Raw genomic sequence first — 14,853 nt, 5'->3', positions numbered from 1 at the left:
ATTATTTTTTTGAAAATAATTCGATATACAATTTGGAGGATATACAATGACAAACGACAACTTTTTTAACGTTCTATATGAACGCACATCTACACGTGCATTCAACCCAAATAAAGAAATCTCATCTACAGAATTACATGAGATTTTAAAAGCCGCAGCACAAGCACCTTCCGCTTGGAACTTACAACACTGGAAATTCCTTGTTTTTCAAGGTGAAGATGTACAAAAACGATTACACCCAATAGCTTATAACCAACAACAAATTCTTGATGCTTCTGCAGTAGTCGCTATTTTAGGCGATTTAGAAGCTTATAAAAATGTTGAGCCGGTATATGGTCCAATTGTAGAACAAGGATTTATGAAAGAAGAAGCAAAAGAACGCTTAGCTAAAAATATTGAATCTGCATATGCTCGTGAACAATTCCCAAGAGATGCTGCCTTTTCAAATGCATCTTTAGCAGCAATGCAACTTATGCTTGCAGCTAAAGCAACTGGTTGGGATACTTGTGCTATTGGTGGCTTCAATCCACAAGCACTGACAGACGAATTTAACGTTTCATCTCGTTACGTTCCAATTATGCTTATTACAATTGGTGAATCAACTTTAAAAGGCCACCCTGCACCTCGCATGAGCGTAGAGCAAGTGAGTGAGTGGGCAAAATAATAAAAAAACGAAGGTAACTACGTTGCCTTCGTTTTTTTATTTCCTGTCATACTTTTGTAATATTACTACAAATCATTCGACATTTATACTTATGGAAAAGTATATTCTATTCCCTCCTCATAAATAAACGTGACGTTTCGTGTCGAATTTTGTTAAGGTGTTGAAATATACCCGTGTATTTTTGTTACAATTGTGATACAATGATAACAAATAGATAACAAGAGAGGGATTTTCATTGAGTTCATACGGAAGCTTTATCGCACTTTTATGTTACATAGTAACTGTACTGCTTCTATATTTTATTGGTGATGCCGCAAACATCTCCATTTTACAATTTCCAAAAGAAGAAGCATTCCAATTAGAATCAGAAAAACATACTGCACGATCCATTGTGCCACTACTCCTAGCTCTCCCTGTATATATCATCGTTTTATATAAAAGTAAAAAAGTGTAAAGGCTACCCATTTCATTTATTTCGGTGGTTTTTACATTTTTTTGTTATATTCCCCCTATTTTAAACATCATTCCATACTAAACACCCAGCTAGTCATTTAAAATGAGAAAATCCCCTAGAAAAAATTCCACTCTCTGTCCAGTCACTAACTACCGAACTTACATAGATTATAAGTGTGAAGGGGGTGATGAGGATTATGTTTGGATCATTTGGATGCTGTGATAACTTTAGAGACTGTCATCATCGTGAAAGAGAGTGTGACCATCGCGAACATCGCGAGAAAGAGAGAGAAGTAGTTAGACCACAACAACCAGCTGTATGTAACGTACTTGCTAGCATTTCAGTTGGAACAGAGCTTTCTCTTTTAAGCATTAGAGGTAATGGCACTTTCAATAATGTAATTTTTGAAGGTTTCGCTAACGGTGTTGCTCTTTTCTCTGCTTTAGCTCGTAATAACAAAGACGACAAAGATAACAATAAAGACGATAAGAACAATCAAAATCGAAATACTTTTACTGGTATTTTACGTGTATGCCCAACTGATATCGTTGCAATCGCTATCTAATTCTGTCTCTTATCCTCAATAGTAAGCAAATAAGATTTACTTTTCTCATAGAAAAAACCTGAGACCGATTTCAAATCGGCTCAGGTTTTTTTATTGTTTATATGCTTTTAACTAGTTCAACAACTTCTTCAGCAGTTGACATCATTAATGCTTTTTCTGCTAATGTTTCCATTTCTGCTTTTGACAACTTGCTTAGCTGTGTTCTTGCAGGAAGAATAGATGTTGCACTCATACTGAACTCATCTAAACCTAATCCTAATAATAATGGGATAGCAAGTGAATCGCCCGCCATCTCACCACACATACCAGCCCATTTGCCTTCTTTATGAGCAGCATCGATAACCATTTTTACAAGACGTAAAATAGATGGGTTATATGGTTGGTATAAGTAAGATACTTGTTCGTTCATACGGTCTGCAGCCATTGTGTATTGGATTAAATCATTTGTTCCGATAGAGAAGAAGTCAACTTCTTTCGCGAATTGATCTGCTAATACTGCTGAAGCTGGGATTTCAACCATCATACCAACTTCAATAGAATCAGAAACAGTTGTACCCGCTTCTACAAGTTTCGCTTTCTCTTCTAATAAAATCGCTTTCGCTTGACGGAACTCATCAAGAGTTGCAATCATTGGGAACATAATTTTTAAGTTACCGTATACGCTAGCACGAAGTAATGCACGAAGTTGTGTACGGAACACATCTTGCTCATCAAGACATAAGCGAATTGCACGGTATCCTAAGAATGGGTTCATTTCTTTTGGTAAATGTAAGTATGGAAGCTCTTTATCTCCACCGATGTCAAGTGTACGAACAACGACTGGTTGACCTTCTTTTACACCTTCAAGAACTGCTTTATACGCTTCGAACTGCTCTTCTTCTGTTGGAAGATTGTCACGGCCCATGTATAAGAATTCTGTACGGTATAAGCCAACGCCTTCTCCGCCATTATCGATAATACCTTGTACATCATTTGGTGTTCCGATATTTGCAACAAGCTCAACGTGATGTCCGTCACTTGTTACAGTAGCTTGGTCTTTTAATTTAGCCCATTCAGCTTTTTGCTCTTCAAATTTCGCTTTCTTTTCTTCAAACGAACGAAGAGTTTCTTCTGATGGATTTACAATTACTTCTCCATCTAAACCGTCAATGATAACGATATCGCCGTTTTGGATTTTCTCCATAACAACTTTCGTACCAACAACAGCTGGAATTTCCATAGAACGAGCCATAATTGCAGAGTGAGATGTACGTCCACCGATATCAGTAGTGAAACCTTTTGCATACTTACGGTTTAACTGAGCTGTATCAGATGGTGTTAAATCTTCAGCAATGATGATTACCTCTTCAGAAATTGTACCAGGATTTGAGAAGTTAATTCCTAGTAAATGTGCAAGAACGCGTTTTGTTACGTCACGAATGTCCGCAGCACGTTCTTTCATATATTCGTTATCCATGTTTTCAAACATAGAAATAAACATTGATGCAACTTCATCCATTGCAAATTCAGCATTTACTTTTTCGCTATTTACTTTATCTTTTACTGGGTTTACTAGTTCTGGATCATTTAACACTAATAAATGTGCTTCAAAGATCGCAGCTTTGTCAGCACCTAGTTCAGCAAATGCGTGGTCCTTAATAGCTTCTAATTCAGTTTTTGCTTTCTCAAGCGCAGCGTCTAAGCGTGCAATTTCTGCAGCTTCGTTTGTAATTGATTTCTTTTCGATGTTAAATTCAGGATTTTCAAGTCTGAAAGCCTTTGCAATAGCAATCCCACTTGATGCAGCGATCCCTTGAATGTTAAGAGTCATTATTCTCCTAATCCTTCATTTTTCATAGTTTCTTCGATAGCTGCTAGTGCTTGAGCTGCATCATCACCATTTGCAGTGATTTTAATTTCTGCGTTTTGTTGAATGCCTAAAGACATAACGCCCATGATTGATTTTAAGTTAACGTTCTTTCCGTTATACTCTAAGTTAATGTCAGAACCGAATTTGCTTGCAGTGTTTACAAGTAGAGTTGCTGGACGAGCATGAATTCCTGAGTCGCTAGTTACTTTAAAGATTTTTTCCATGATAATTTATCTCCTTTAAATTACAGTATTTTTTAGTTGTATAGACGTGAGTACTACACCATCTATTGTATATAATAGGCGATGTTCGGTCAACCACATCGCCTATTATAATTATAAACATTTTGCGTCAAATTCCTACTGAATGTCAATAATAGCGGTTTCGCCCTTCTTAACATTTCCATCTTTTTTCAATTCGACTTGTTGCCCTTGTTGTAAGTTTGTAAAGACAATTGGTGTAATGATAGATGGTGCATTTTCTTTTACAAATGCAAGATCTACTTTTAATAATGGTTGGCCTTGTTTCACCTTGTCGCCTTGTGCTACAAGCGCTTCAAAACCTTCACCATTTAATTTTACAGTATCAATACCGAAGTGGATTAAAATTTCTTTTCCGCCTTCAGATTGAATGCCAATCGCATGTTTTGTAGGGAATACATTGACAATCTCACCGTTCACTGGAGAAACTACTGTTCCTTCAGTTGGTTCAATTGCAAATCCGTCTCCCATCATTTTTCCTGAGAATACTTGGTCAGGTACTTCTGTAATTGGTAAGATTTTTCCTTCGATTGGTGATACAATTGTTTCATTTTCATCAACTTTTTGAGGAGTTTCTTCCACTTTTACAGGTTCTTCTTTTTCAACATGAGGTGTACGACCTGACATAATATCATGAATTTGTGATTTTAATGTGTCAGATTTCGGCCCGAAAATAGCTTGAATGTTATTTCCAACTTCAAGTACACCAGCTGCTCCAAGTTCTTTTAAGCGGTCTTTGTTTACATTCTTTTGTTCGTTAACTTGAACACGTAAACGAGTAATACAAGCATCTAAAGAAGCAATGTTTTCTTTACCACCAAGTGCTACTAATACTTCACGAGGAAGTTCGCCTGCTTCTGCTTTTCCTGCGCCGTCATTTGCATTTGCCACTTCACGACCAGGTGTTTTTAGATTCCATTTGCGAATTGCAAAGCGGAATCCGAAGTAGTAAATAACTGCTAGTACAAGACCAACAATAATTACCCACCACCATGCTGTACGGCCTGGTAATACACCGAATAATAGGAAGTCAATTAAACCACCAGAGAATGTCATACCAATTTTAACACCTAAAATTTGCATTGTCATAAATGATAGACCAGCAAATACAGCGTGAATTCCGAATAATACTGGCGCTACGAATAAGAATGAAAATTCAAGTGGCTCTGTAATACCTGTTAAGAAAGATGTTAATGCTGCAGAACCTAAAATACCTGCTGCTAATTTTTTATTTTCTGGACGTGCTTCATGGTACATTGCTAAAGCTGCTGCTGGAAGACCAAACATCATGAACGGATACTTACCAGTTGTAAATGTACCTGCTGTTAATTCTACACCGTCTTTTAACTGTGCCATAAAGATTTTTTGGTCACCACGGATTAATTCGCCAGCTGCATTTGTATACTGACCGAATTCGAACCAGAACGGTGAATAGAAAATGTGATGTAATCCAAATGGAATTAATGAACGTTCAATTAAACCGAATATAAATGCTGCGATTGTTCTATTTGCATCAATCATTTGATGTGAGAACGTGTTTAAGCCACCTTGAATGTATGGCCAAATGAAGCACATGATAATACCTACTATTAAAGAGAATGTTGCAGTTGCGATCGGTACGAAGCGCTTACCTGCAAAGAAACCTAAGTATGATGGTAATTCAATGTTGAAGTATTTATTATAGCAATATGCCGCTACTATACCGACGATAATACCACCAAATACTCCTGTTTGTAGCGTTGGAATACCTAATACGTTTGCATACGCTGGATCTGCAAATCCAATTTTTACTGGGTCTGCTCCAGAACTTGTTACTTTCACTAGCTTATCTACTTCTAAGAACACACTCATCGTTTTGTTCATAATTAAGTAGCCGACGAATGCTGCTAAACCAGCTACTCCGTCTCCACCAGCTAAACCAATTGCTACCCCAACTGCGAATAATAATGCAAGGTTAGCGAAAATAATATCACCAGATTGTTCCATAATTTTTGCAACCATTACGAACCAATCTGCTTTTAAAGCAGGAATAACATTTGTTAACTGTGGATTTTGAAATGCATTACCAAATCCAAGTAAAATACCTGCCGCCGGTAAAATCGCTACTGGAAGCATTAACGCTTTTCCGACTTTTTGAAGAACACCAAAGATCTTCTTAAACATGGAAACCCTTCCTCTCTTATCTATATTGATACCTTCCGACAAACGCCAAAAAGACATGAGGAAAAAAAGATAGAACGATAGCTATACAAAGGGTAGTATATCCCTTTCTCTAGCTTACATTCCTTACTTTTCTCCACTCATGCCTGATCGAATCAGTAACACGTGTCAAAAATAGGTTTACGTATAAGTTCACTATAATTAAGGCAAACGTTTTCGTTACTCACCTTAATGTGTTTGTCGAAATTTGTATAACTTTGCAATAGTTATTATACATAACTATTGTAAGCGATTCAATCATTTTTTTTAACGTTTTCATTTTAGACAAAAATATATGACTTTTTACACATGCTCTGCCTTCACTAAGCGTTGCAAGTGCATCGTTAAATAAATACTTTCAGCTTCATATACAGGTAGTTGCAACTCTTTTTGCATGACCTTAACTAGCTTCCAAGCCAAGTTATAGCAAACTGGATACTCCGCCTTTAATAAATCAGCAAAACTTTGCGATTCTTCTACTTTTTCTCCTTTTTTCACCCTCTCAATAGCATATTGAAGATGACGAATAAGGCGTAAATAATGAATGCTCTCTTGGTCTAATGTAATTTGTAAGTTTGTCTCAATTAAAGATACAAGTTGTGCAATGAGACGGGAGTTTTGATTAACTGAAGATAAATCAGAATTTGTAAGCGAACTGTAAATGTGAAGTGCAATAAAACCAATTTCTCCTTCTGGCAATGTAATTTGCAAACGAGAATTTAAAAGTTGTACAACACCTTCCGCAATTGCATATTCCTCTGGATAGAGCATTTTTGTTTCAACTAAAAAAGGGTTATCAATTGTAAGTCCTTGTTTTAACCTTTTAATCGCAAATGAAATATGATCCGTTAACGCAATATGAATATGTTCATTTAGTGGAGATTTCGCTTTTTCTTGAATGTACAGCATAATATCGTTCATCAATTCAATTAATTTTTCACTAATATGCGGCACTAATAATTTATATTGTTCACGATCACGTTCATTTTTTAAGACAAACATTTTTTCGATTTGTTCTTGCTCCAATACATCTTTCGCTTTTTTCCCAAATCCAATTCCTTTTCCAATCACTACTACTTCCTCGTGTTCAGGATGGCTAGCAATGATGACATTATTATTTAAAACTTTTTTAATTTCTAGATAATTATTCATATAACACCACCCTCGTACTTAAATAGCCTACTTTCATGTTACAGAATATTCTTCTTTGTCGTCAATGTAAAACATCTGCCATTTAATAAAAATTCATTTTTTAGACATGTTTATATATGATGCGTATAATGTAAGAGCAACTGTACATAGAAAGGAGATAACAGCATGATTAAAATGTTTGTAAGTGATATCGATGGTACAATGATGCAACACGGAGGTCTTATTGATGAACAAGATGTTGCGGCACTACGCAGCCTTGCCGAACAAAATGTTATTCTTTGCTTCGCTTCCGGAAGACTTGATAATGAAATTGCAGACTTAATGAAAGCTGTAAATACAAATTTTCATCGCATTAGTGTAAATGGTGTTTTTGTATATACACATGAAAATAAACAACTATTATCTGCAACTTTTGATTCCAGCATACTTCCCGATTTGTTAGCTATGACGAATGAAGATCCTTATTTCCGTTATGTAAGTGATGAGCATAATTATTACATTGAAGAGAAAACACCTTTTATTCAAGAACTTGAACAACAAGTAACTATGACTTCTGTTGAAGAACCAAACTTACTACAGAAGATTGATGATACAATTTTCCCAAATAAAATTTCTGTCGGTGGAACAAAGGAGAGCTTGCAACTCCTTCAGAAAAAAATTGATGAAAAATTCCACGGGAAAGTTAGTACTTTCATCTCAGCAGAACAATGTTTAGATGTAATGCCACCGAATGTTAGTAAAGGCTCTGCCATTTCTGTTTTATTAAATGAGTTTCAAATAAAACCTGAGGAAATTGCTTGTATAGGGGATTCTTACAATGATATTCCTATGTTTTCTTTAACTCCTCACAGTTTTGCTATGTCACAAGCAGATGATGCAGTAAAAAATCACGCTCACTATGTAGTAAATCACGTCAAAGATGCTGTTAACCACGTAATTGCTCATAATAAAAATACGACTCATTCCTTATAAGGATGAGTCGTATTTTTATTTCTTTACATGTTAACCATTTTCAATTCCACTGTACTTCACAAACTGAAATATACTATTTGTTACGTGCGATATTCGTAATAAATTTATAACGATCTCCACGATAAATACATTTCACGTACTCTAGCGGTACCTCACCTTCTGAATATGACCATTGACGCATTACAAGTACAGGCGCCTTTTTAGGAATATGCAGATGTTCAGCTTCATTTTCCGTCGCAACGGAAGCTTCAATTGACTGAGTAGCGCTAACAAGTTTAAAGCCCAGTTTTTTCTCTAAATGTTCATATAAAGATTGTTGCAATATCTCTTCGTTAATATCTTTTACAAGAGCTGGCGACAAATATGTCGTCTCAAAAGCAATCGGTTCATCATCAGCTAAGCGAATACGCCTCACTTCATAAACCGATTCCCCCTCCTGTATTCTCAACCGGTCTGCTATTTTCGCAGTAGCTGGAACTAGGCGGAAACTAAGTAATTGACTACTTGGGTTCATCCCACGAGAAATCATGTCTTCTGTGAATCCCGTCATTCCTTGCAATTTTTGTTCCACTTTCGGAAGTTGGACAAATGTTCCAATTCCACGCTTCCGATATAAATAGCCTTGTTCCACTAAATTATTAATCGCCTGTCTGATTGTCATTCGACTCACTTCGAACTTATCACAAAGTTCATTCTCAGATGGGATTTTATCTCCCGGCTTCCATTCGCCGTCCTCAATTAGCTGTTTCACCCACTCTTGAATCTGATAATAGATCGGAAATGGTGAATACTTGTCGATGTTCATCAGCAATCGCCTCACTGCATAAAGATAGAGCTTCTTGATCAGCGATTACGGTTACATTCGGATGACGTTGTAAAACTGTAGCCGGACACTCTTCACTATATTCACCTTGCAATAATTCTTTAACAGCTTCTGCCTTTTTAGAACCCATAGCAACTAGTAGAACTTGTTTCGCTTTCATAATGCTTCCAATTCCCATTGTAATCGCATGAGTTGGCACATCTTCTTCTTTTTCGAAGAAGCGAAGGTTTGCTTGGCGTGTAGATTCTGTTAATTCAACAATGTTTGTTGGAGAATTAAACGGTGTTCCTGGCTCATTAAATCCGATGTGACCGTTTTCACCGATTCCAAGAATCTGTAGGTCAACTGGGTTAGCAGCTAGAATGCTCTCGTAACGTTTGCACTCTTCCTCTAAATCACTTGCCATCCCGTTTGGTACATAAGTTTGTTTAAATGGAAGATGATCAAACAACTGTTCTTGCATGAAATAATGATAGCTGTTTTTATCTTCATGTGGTAAATTTACGTACTCATCTAAGTTTACAGTGGTTACACGGCTTGTATCAAGTTTATTTTTTCGCATTTCTGCATAAATACCTAATGGAGAGCTTCCTGTAGCCATTCCTAACGTTGGATTTTCTTTTGTTTTTACAACTTCTTCAATTAATTTATAACCTGCTTCTGCTAGTTCTTCTGGAGTTTTTACAACAAGAATATTCATTTAATTACTTCCCTTCCTTCATATGAATTCCTAAACGAACCGTATCATATACATGTAAATCTTCATTCATCACAACAAAGTCTGCATCTTTTCCTACCGCTAATGCACCTTTATTATTTAATCCAAACTCTTCTGCTTGGTTAACTGATGTCATCAGTACTGCATCTTCGATTGAACAACCTGTAAATTCAATTACATTTCGGAAAGCTTGATCCATTTTTAAAATACTACCAGCTAATGTTCCATCTTCTAATCGAGCACTACCATCTTTTACATGTACTGGCTGTCCGCCAAGCTCATATAATCCATCTTCAAGACCCTTTGCACGCATTGCGTCAGTGATAACACTTACTTTTTTTGGTCCTTTTAACTTATATGCTAATTTCACCATATCAGGGTGAATATGAATGCCATCTGTAATTACTTCAACCATTACATCTGGATTTAATAACACATGACCAACAACTCCTGGTTCACGGTGATGTAATCCACGCATTTGATTGTATAAATGTGTCGCATGTGTAATCTTTCTATTTTTTAGTTGCGCATCAATTGCATCTGTATGCCCCATTGTGCCAACTACACCAGTTTCAGCAAGATATTGTTCAAACTCTAACGCTCCCTCTTCTTCTGGTGCATATGTTACTAATTTAATTAAATTCCCACTTGCTTCTTGCCATTGTTTAAATTGCTCAATATTTGCAGGAACGATATGTTCAAGTGGTTGTGCACCTGCACGTTTCTTTGAAACATAAGGTCCTTCTAAGTGAATATATTCGAAATGCGCTCCTTTTTCTTTTGCTTCTTTTGCAGCAGTTAACGCTGCTTCAATTGCCTCTGGAGCTTGTGTCATTGTTGTTGGGAAGTAAGTTGTAACCCCTTCTTTTAACATTTCTTTACCTAGAGTTACTAACCCATCGCTATTTGCATCCATCGCATCAATATCGTATCCACCATGAATATGAACATCGATCATACCTGGAATTACAATCTTCCCTGTAGCATCAAAAACAGTTTCATTTTCTTGTGGTACATATTGAGCCATCAAACCAATTTCTTTAATGGTTTCTGCGTAACGAATAAATCCGTTTTCCACTATTTCTTGACCTGTGTAAATTTTGGCATTGATGACAATTTGCGTTTTCATTTTCATCGATCCTTTCCCATGAATTACCTACTTGTTATTATTACCTTATTCGCCTAGTTCCATCTTAATATACGCACGAGTAGTTGTCTATACATTCTAATGAAATTTCCTTTTTATTCAACAGAAAAGGAAATTTCTTACGTCTCTTATAATTATAATATATATTATTCATTTTTCCAAAAAGGGACAGTATCGCCCCCTAATCTAGAAATCACTTCAATAATGGCATTAACCCGCTAGATTCTAACATAATATGTTCACCATCTGTTTCCATTTCTACTGTACGTTTATTCGTTCTATATACCATTATACCGTGCCTTTTTAAGCGTTTCACTACACTTTGGTGAGGATGTCCATACGGATTACTACTCCCGTACGACAAAATAGCAAACTGCGGTTCCACTTTTTTTATAAACGTTTCACTTGTTGAAGTATATGAGCCGTGATGCCCCACTTTTAACACATCTGCATGGACATCAAATTGTTTTAATATTTCATGTTCTGTCCGTACATCCGCGTCACCCATTAATAAAAAATCCGCTTTTCCATATCGCACCTTTAAAACAATTGAGGATTCATTATTTTCATCTTTTGATTTCCCGTTGTTTAATACTTGTATAGAAACATGTGGATCCAGCGGTATATATTGTCCTTCCTTTACTGAAACGAAAGGTATCCCTCTTTTTTTAATATTATTCCGATACGTATGATAAGTAAGAGAACTATATGTTTTTCCGCTATCTAATATAAGCGATACCGGCATTTGCTCTACAATTGGAATTAACCCCCCTATGTGATCCATATCGGGATGCGTACTGACAATTACATCTAAATGATTAATCCCTTTCTCAATTAATTTCTGAATAATAACCTCTCCTGCTTCATAAGGTCCTCCATCAATTAACATTGTTTGTCCATTTGGCATTATAATAAGTGTTGCGTCACCTTGCCCCACTTTTAAAAAGCTCACTTTCATTTTACTAAGATGTTGCCGATGCATATGTAAAGGAGACGTAGTATGAATGGACATCATATACCTTTTAGCTGATGCGCTATTTAAAGAAAAACATAATAAAACAGAAACTAATAATAAAATAATCCGCATACCTCTCATAACTCGTCTCCTTTTTTCATTTAGTATGGCACTGTAAATAATTGATATACAAAAAAAGCTTAGCAAAATGCTAAGCTTTTATTTCGATATCTCTTGTAAGGAACCGAAGAATAAATCTGCTTCATTCATTTGTTCATTCTCTTCAGAAAGCAGTGGTAAATCATCTAATGTTTTCAATCCAAATGTGTCCAAAAATTCTTTTGTTGTTCCGTATAAAATAGGACGCCCTGGTCCTTCTGCTCTTCCCATTTCTTTTATAAGTAAATGTGAAACCAACGTTTGTAACGCCTTATCGGTTTTAACTCCTCTAATCTCTTCCATTTCAGTCCTTGTGATTGGTTGGCGATATGCAACAATCGCTAAAGTTTCGAGGGCAGCTTGTGAGAGTGAAGCAGCTGTTGGTGTATCTATTAATTTTTGATAATATGAAGCATGTTCTTTCTTTGTAGCAAAACGATATACTTTTGCATACTGTACAATTTGCAAACCACGGTTTGCACCTTCACATTCTTGTTGCATTTCTTCTAAAATATTAATTACTTCATTCATTTCAATTTCAAGAACTTTTGCTATTTGTTCTGGATAAATCCCTTCATCACCAGAAACAAATAAAAGGCCTTCAATAATTGACTTTTGTTCTTTCCTATCCATTTCACGAGCTCCTTCCTTCTATTTTCCCATAAAAATACACATCAAAAAACCGAATCACAATTAATGCGTTCGGTTCAATATTTTTTCTCTTGTTCCAAACGATACATTAAAACATAGCATGAGATAAAATGTTTCTATCCCATTTTCACATACTTGCTCTATGCAGATTTATTAGAGCTTGATACGAAAATTTCATCAAAATTATGTTCTTGCTCAATTATGATTTGTTGATTTTTCATAAGTTCCAGAACTGCTAAAAATGTTACAACCATTATTTCACGTTCATCATCAACAAACAAATCGTAAAAACTTTGGCGACCACCCTTTATTTTTAACTGCTTTAAAATATCAGTCATTCGCTGTTCAATTGGTATTTCTTGACGAGTAATACGTGTTGTTACAGGTTTTTTTGCCTTTTTACGGCGCATTAATTTTTGAAATGCTGCTAGCATATCATATAACGTAACATCAAGAGGTAAGCTTGTCTCCTCTTCTTGTTGCAACGATGTAAAGTCAATTGGTGGACGTGTATATAGCTGTGCTCTTTCTTGTTCTCTTTCTTTTAACTCAGTAGCAACTTGCTTATATTTCTTATATTCAATTAACCTCTCCATCAATTCTTGACGAGGATCATCTATAAAATCATCACCGTTATCAAGTACATCTTCTTCATGTTTCGGCAACAACATCTTACTTTTAATTTGTAATAACGTTGCAGCCATTACTAAATACTCACTTGCAACATCTAATTGAAGTTCTTTCATCGTATGCACATAAGATAAATATTGCTCTGTAATATCTGCTACAGGAATATTATATATATCAATTTCATAACGATGTATTAAATGTAACAATAGATCTAACGGCCCTTCAAAAGCCTCTACTTTAAAATTATATTGCACAAAGCATCCCACCACATTTTTTCTATAACAACATAAGTATAGAGCATACTCATGTTCTATCCAACCTTTTTAAGAAATTTAATTAAAAATAGACCGATGCCTATGTCATCATGCCCACCACTTCATATGATAACAGTGTAGTAAGAACAATGTAGGAGGTCAAAAAACTATGGGTCACGTTGATTGTGGTTTTAGCGGTGGGTTCGCATTACTTGTTGTACTGTTTATTTTACTAATTATTGTAGGAGCAGCTTGCTTCTGCTAATATGAACAATAACGGCTAGGGGGAAACCTCCTAGTCGTTTATTGTTCATATTTCTATGATACACTTATATGTATAACCGTTAGATAGGAGCGAGAAAACATGTATCCTACCGAATACATACAATTTTTAATTCATTTCCATGGAGATTATGACTATTTTGAATGCCACGAAATACTAGAAGAGTATTGGAAAACAAAACCAAGAGGTAATCGTGATCATTACTTAGTTGGTCTCATTCAAATCGCAGTTTCTTTATACCACCAAAGACGTGCTAATTGGAATGGTTCCACAAAAATGATGAAAAGCGCAATCACAATTTTAGAAAAAAGCGGTGTGCCTTTACAACGTTTAGGAATTAATCAAGTACAACTTCTTTCCTTGCTCAATGAAAGATTGCAATCTATCCATAAAAAAGAACGTTTTGTACCTTTATTTTTACCCTTATCAGATCCATCGTTAGAGAAGCAGTGCATAAAGTTATGTCAAAAACAAAACCTCTCTTGGAAAGACTTGAATGCTATCCCAGGTGAATATATTATAAACAAGCACACTATGCGTGATCGCACAGAGGTCATTACTGAACGAAACGAACAATTACAAAAAAGAAAGCAGAGATAATAAACTACTTATCTCTGCTTTCACGAATGTATATTTTGTTCTAGCCCTTTACATTTTTCGCAAAAACTTGCCGTTTGCTCATTTCCGCAAATTGTAAACTCAAGAAATTTACTCTTTAACTCTTGAACCATCTTCGTCCCAATCCCCACATGACGGTGAGACGGGTTCACACTCAAATGCTGAATTTCTAATACTTGATTCTCTTTTTTTACAATCCCCATTATTCCAACAAAATCTTCATTTTCTTTCCACAAATACAATTGCCAATCATCTTTTGCTTCATATTCTTTCATTGTCAATTGTAATGTTTTCACATCTTTTTCAGTTGGCATAAACGAAAGAAGCCCCATTGCAATTTTTTCATAACTTTTTTTAAAACGAATTAACATAACCCTTATCCCTTCTTACAAAAGTTACAAACTAGTAATCCCCTCAATCACTCTTTTCATATCACATTCATTTTACAATATTTTCAACAGAGTGAGAAGAGTCTAAAACAACTTGATAATCATACAAAG

17 protein-coding genes are annotated in these 14,853 nt (G+C 35.7%); 6 read left to right on the top strand and 11 right to left on the bottom strand.

The features are described from left to right. Positions 1–46 precede the first annotated feature (46 nt). From ACQGS6_RS13670 to ACQGS6_RS13660, 3 genes are all read left to right on the top strand, one after another. Positions 47–664: a nitroreductase family protein gene (locus ACQGS6_RS13670; protein WP_000180387.1), complete on the top strand. Its 618-nt coding sequence runs from the start codon at positions 47–49 to the stop codon at positions 662–664. 235 nt (positions 665–899) lie between these two features. Continuing rightward, positions 900–1,118, top strand: coding sequence for a hypothetical protein (locus ACQGS6_RS13665; RefSeq protein ID WP_000100485.1), 219 nt, complete (start codon positions 900–902; stop codon positions 1,116–1,118). Between the two features lie 196 nt (positions 1,119–1,314). Then, on the top strand, positions 1,315–1,683 hold the full coding sequence (locus ACQGS6_RS13660; RefSeq protein ID WP_000468038.1) for a DUF3915 domain-containing protein: 369 nt from the start codon (positions 1,315–1,317) through the stop codon (positions 1,681–1,683). A gap of 97 nt (positions 1,684–1,780) precedes the next feature. Here ACQGS6_RS13660 and ptsP read toward each other — a convergent pair whose 3' ends face one another. From ptsP to glcT, 4 genes are all read right to left on the bottom strand, one after another. Then, a complete protein-coding gene (gene ptsP, locus ACQGS6_RS13655) occupies positions 1,781–3,493 on the bottom strand; it encodes a phosphoenolpyruvate--protein phosphotransferase (RefSeq protein WP_000174207.1) in 1,713 nt (570 codons plus the stop codon). After that, positions 3,493–3,756, bottom strand: coding sequence for a phosphocarrier protein HPr (ptsH, locus tag ACQGS6_RS13650; RefSeq protein WP_000411080.1), 264 nt, complete (start codon positions 3,754–3,756; stop codon positions 3,493–3,495). Before ptsH ends, ptsP begins: the two co-directional genes overlap by 1 nt. A 135-nt stretch (positions 3,757–3,891) precedes the next feature. Continuing rightward, positions 3,892–5,955: a PTS glucose transporter subunit IIABC gene (gene ptsG / locus ACQGS6_RS13645; protein ID WP_000473174.1), complete on the bottom strand. Its 2,064-nt coding sequence runs from the start codon at positions 5,953–5,955 to the stop codon at positions 3,892–3,894. Positions 5,956–6,294: 339 nt separating this feature from the next. Next, positions 6,295–7,143 (bottom strand): glucose PTS transporter transcription antiterminator GlcT, encoded by an 849-nt coding sequence (glcT, locus tag ACQGS6_RS13640; protein ID WP_001067317.1) that lies wholly within the window; start codon positions 7,141–7,143, stop codon positions 6,295–6,297. 165 nt (positions 7,144–7,308) lie between these two features. Between glcT and ACQGS6_RS13635 the strand changes: the two genes are divergently transcribed. Further along, positions 7,309–8,115: a Cof-type HAD-IIB family hydrolase gene (locus ACQGS6_RS13635; RefSeq protein ID WP_000594244.1), complete on the top strand. Its 807-nt coding sequence runs from the start codon at positions 7,309–7,311 to the stop codon at positions 8,113–8,115. 73 nt (positions 8,116–8,188) lie between these two features. Here the strand turns inward: ACQGS6_RS13635 and phnF are convergent, their stop codons facing one another. The 6 genes from phnF to scpA form a co-directional block, all read right to left on the bottom strand. Continuing rightward, positions 8,189–8,920 (bottom strand): phosphonate metabolism transcriptional regulator PhnF, encoded by a 732-nt coding sequence (gene phnF / locus ACQGS6_RS13630; RefSeq protein WP_021727649.1) that lies wholly within the window; start codon positions 8,918–8,920, stop codon positions 8,189–8,191. Then, positions 8,850–9,638, bottom strand: coding sequence for a glucosamine-6-phosphate deaminase (gene nagB, locus ACQGS6_RS13625; RefSeq protein ID WP_001024210.1), 789 nt, complete (start codon positions 9,636–9,638; stop codon positions 8,850–8,852). The genes phnF and nagB overlap by 71 nt, the downstream gene beginning before the upstream one ends. 4 nt (positions 9,639–9,642) lie before the next feature. After that, positions 9,643–10,785 carry an N-acetylglucosamine-6-phosphate deacetylase gene (gene nagA, locus ACQGS6_RS13620; protein WP_001987227.1) on the bottom strand — a complete coding sequence of 381 codons (1,143 nt, stop codon included), beginning with the start codon at positions 10,783–10,785 and terminating at the stop codon, positions 9,643–9,645. A 211-nt stretch (positions 10,786–10,996) separates the two neighbouring features. After that, positions 10,997–11,899, bottom strand: coding sequence for a ComEC/Rec2 family competence protein (locus tag ACQGS6_RS13615; RefSeq protein WP_001214829.1), 903 nt, complete (start codon positions 11,897–11,899; stop codon positions 10,997–10,999). 78 nt (positions 11,900–11,977) lie between these two features. Then, positions 11,978–12,550 (bottom strand): segregation/condensation protein ScpB, encoded by a 573-nt coding sequence (scpB, locus tag ACQGS6_RS13610; RefSeq protein ID WP_000375170.1) that lies wholly within the window; start codon positions 12,548–12,550, stop codon positions 11,978–11,980. A gap of 158 nt (positions 12,551–12,708) precedes the next feature. Next, positions 12,709–13,452 carry a segregation/condensation protein A gene (scpA, locus tag ACQGS6_RS13605; RefSeq protein WP_001199753.1) on the bottom strand — a complete coding sequence of 248 codons (744 nt, stop codon included), beginning with the start codon at positions 13,450–13,452 and terminating at the stop codon, positions 12,709–12,711. 169 nt (positions 13,453–13,621) lie between these two features. On the opposite strand from scpA, the gene ACQGS6_RS13600 reads away from it, so the two are divergent. After that, positions 13,622–13,717, top strand: coding sequence for a YjcZ family sporulation protein (locus ACQGS6_RS13600; protein ID WP_000510194.1), 96 nt, complete (start codon positions 13,622–13,624; stop codon positions 13,715–13,717). A 99-nt stretch (positions 13,718–13,816) separates the two neighbouring features. After that, positions 13,817–14,335, top strand: coding sequence for a DUF309 domain-containing protein (locus tag ACQGS6_RS13595; RefSeq protein WP_000283594.1), 519 nt, complete (start codon positions 13,817–13,819; stop codon positions 14,333–14,335). Positions 14,336–14,355: 20 nt separating this feature from the next. On the opposite strand, the gene ribT is transcribed toward ACQGS6_RS13595, so the two are convergent. Then, the gene (ribT, locus tag ACQGS6_RS13590; protein ID WP_000908401.1) at positions 14,356–14,724 is read right to left on the bottom strand and encodes a GNAT family N-acetyltransferase RibT; all 369 of its coding nucleotides are present in this window, start codon (positions 14,722–14,724) and stop codon (positions 14,356–14,358) included. Positions 14,725–14,853 lie beyond the last annotated feature (129 nt).

The sequence above is a fragment of the Bacillus sp. GMs2/2 genome, from assembly GCF_050172095.1.
Taxonomy (GTDB): domain Bacteria; phylum Bacillota; class Bacilli; order Bacillales; family Bacillaceae_G; genus Bacillus_A; species Bacillus_A cereus.
Note: the sequence above shows the minus strand (reverse complement) of the source record. Positions and strands in the feature narration are given on the sequence as shown.

Bases quoted from the DNA above. Each gene is read 5' to 3' on its own strand.
- ptsH (WP_000411080.1), bottom strand. From the start codon at position 3,756: ATGGAAAAAATCTTTAAAGTAACTAGCGACTCAGGAATTCATGCTCGT.
- ACQGS6_RS13635 (WP_000594244.1), top strand. From the start codon at position 7,309: ATGATTAAAATGTTTGTAAGTGATATCGATGGTACAATGATGCAACAC.
- ACQGS6_RS13615 (WP_001214829.1), bottom strand. From the start codon at position 11,899: ATGAGAGGTATGCGGATTATTTTATTATTAGTTTCTGTTTTATTATGT.
- phnF (WP_021727649.1), bottom strand. From the start codon at position 8,920: ATGAACATCGACAAGTATTCACCATTTCCGATCTATTATCAGATTCAA.
- glcT (WP_001067317.1), bottom strand. From the start codon at position 7,143: ATGAATAATTATCTAGAAATTAAAAAAGTTTTAAATAATAATGTCATC.
- ACQGS6_RS13595 (WP_000283594.1), top strand. From the start codon at position 13,817: ATGTATCCTACCGAATACATACAATTTTTAATTCATTTCCATGGAGAT.
- ACQGS6_RS13670 (WP_000180387.1), top strand. From the start codon at position 47: ATGACAAACGACAACTTTTTTAACGTTCTATATGAACGCACATCTACA.
- ptsG (WP_000473174.1), bottom strand. From the start codon at position 5,955: ATGTTTAAGAAGATCTTTGGTGTTCTTCAAAAAGTCGGAAAAGCGTTA.
- ACQGS6_RS13600 (WP_000510194.1), top strand. From the start codon at position 13,622: ATGGGTCACGTTGATTGTGGTTTTAGCGGTGGGTTCGCATTACTTGTT.
- ACQGS6_RS13660 (WP_000468038.1), top strand. From the start codon at position 1,315: ATGTTTGGATCATTTGGATGCTGTGATAACTTTAGAGACTGTCATCAT.
- nagB (WP_001024210.1), bottom strand. From the start codon at position 9,638: ATGAATATTCTTGTTGTAAAAACTCCAGAAGAACTAGCAGAAGCAGGT.
- ptsP (WP_000174207.1), bottom strand. From the start codon at position 3,493: ATGACTCTTAACATTCAAGGGATCGCTGCATCAAGTGGGATTGCTATT.
- nagA (WP_001987227.1), bottom strand. From the start codon at position 10,785: ATGAAAACGCAAATTGTCATCAATGCCAAAATTTACACAGGTCAAGAA.
- ribT (WP_000908401.1), bottom strand. From the start codon at position 14,724: ATGTTAATTCGTTTTAAAAAAAGTTATGAAAAAATTGCAATGGGGCTT.
- scpB (WP_000375170.1), bottom strand. From the start codon at position 12,550: ATGGATAGGAAAGAACAAAAGTCAATTATTGAAGGCCTTTTATTTGTT.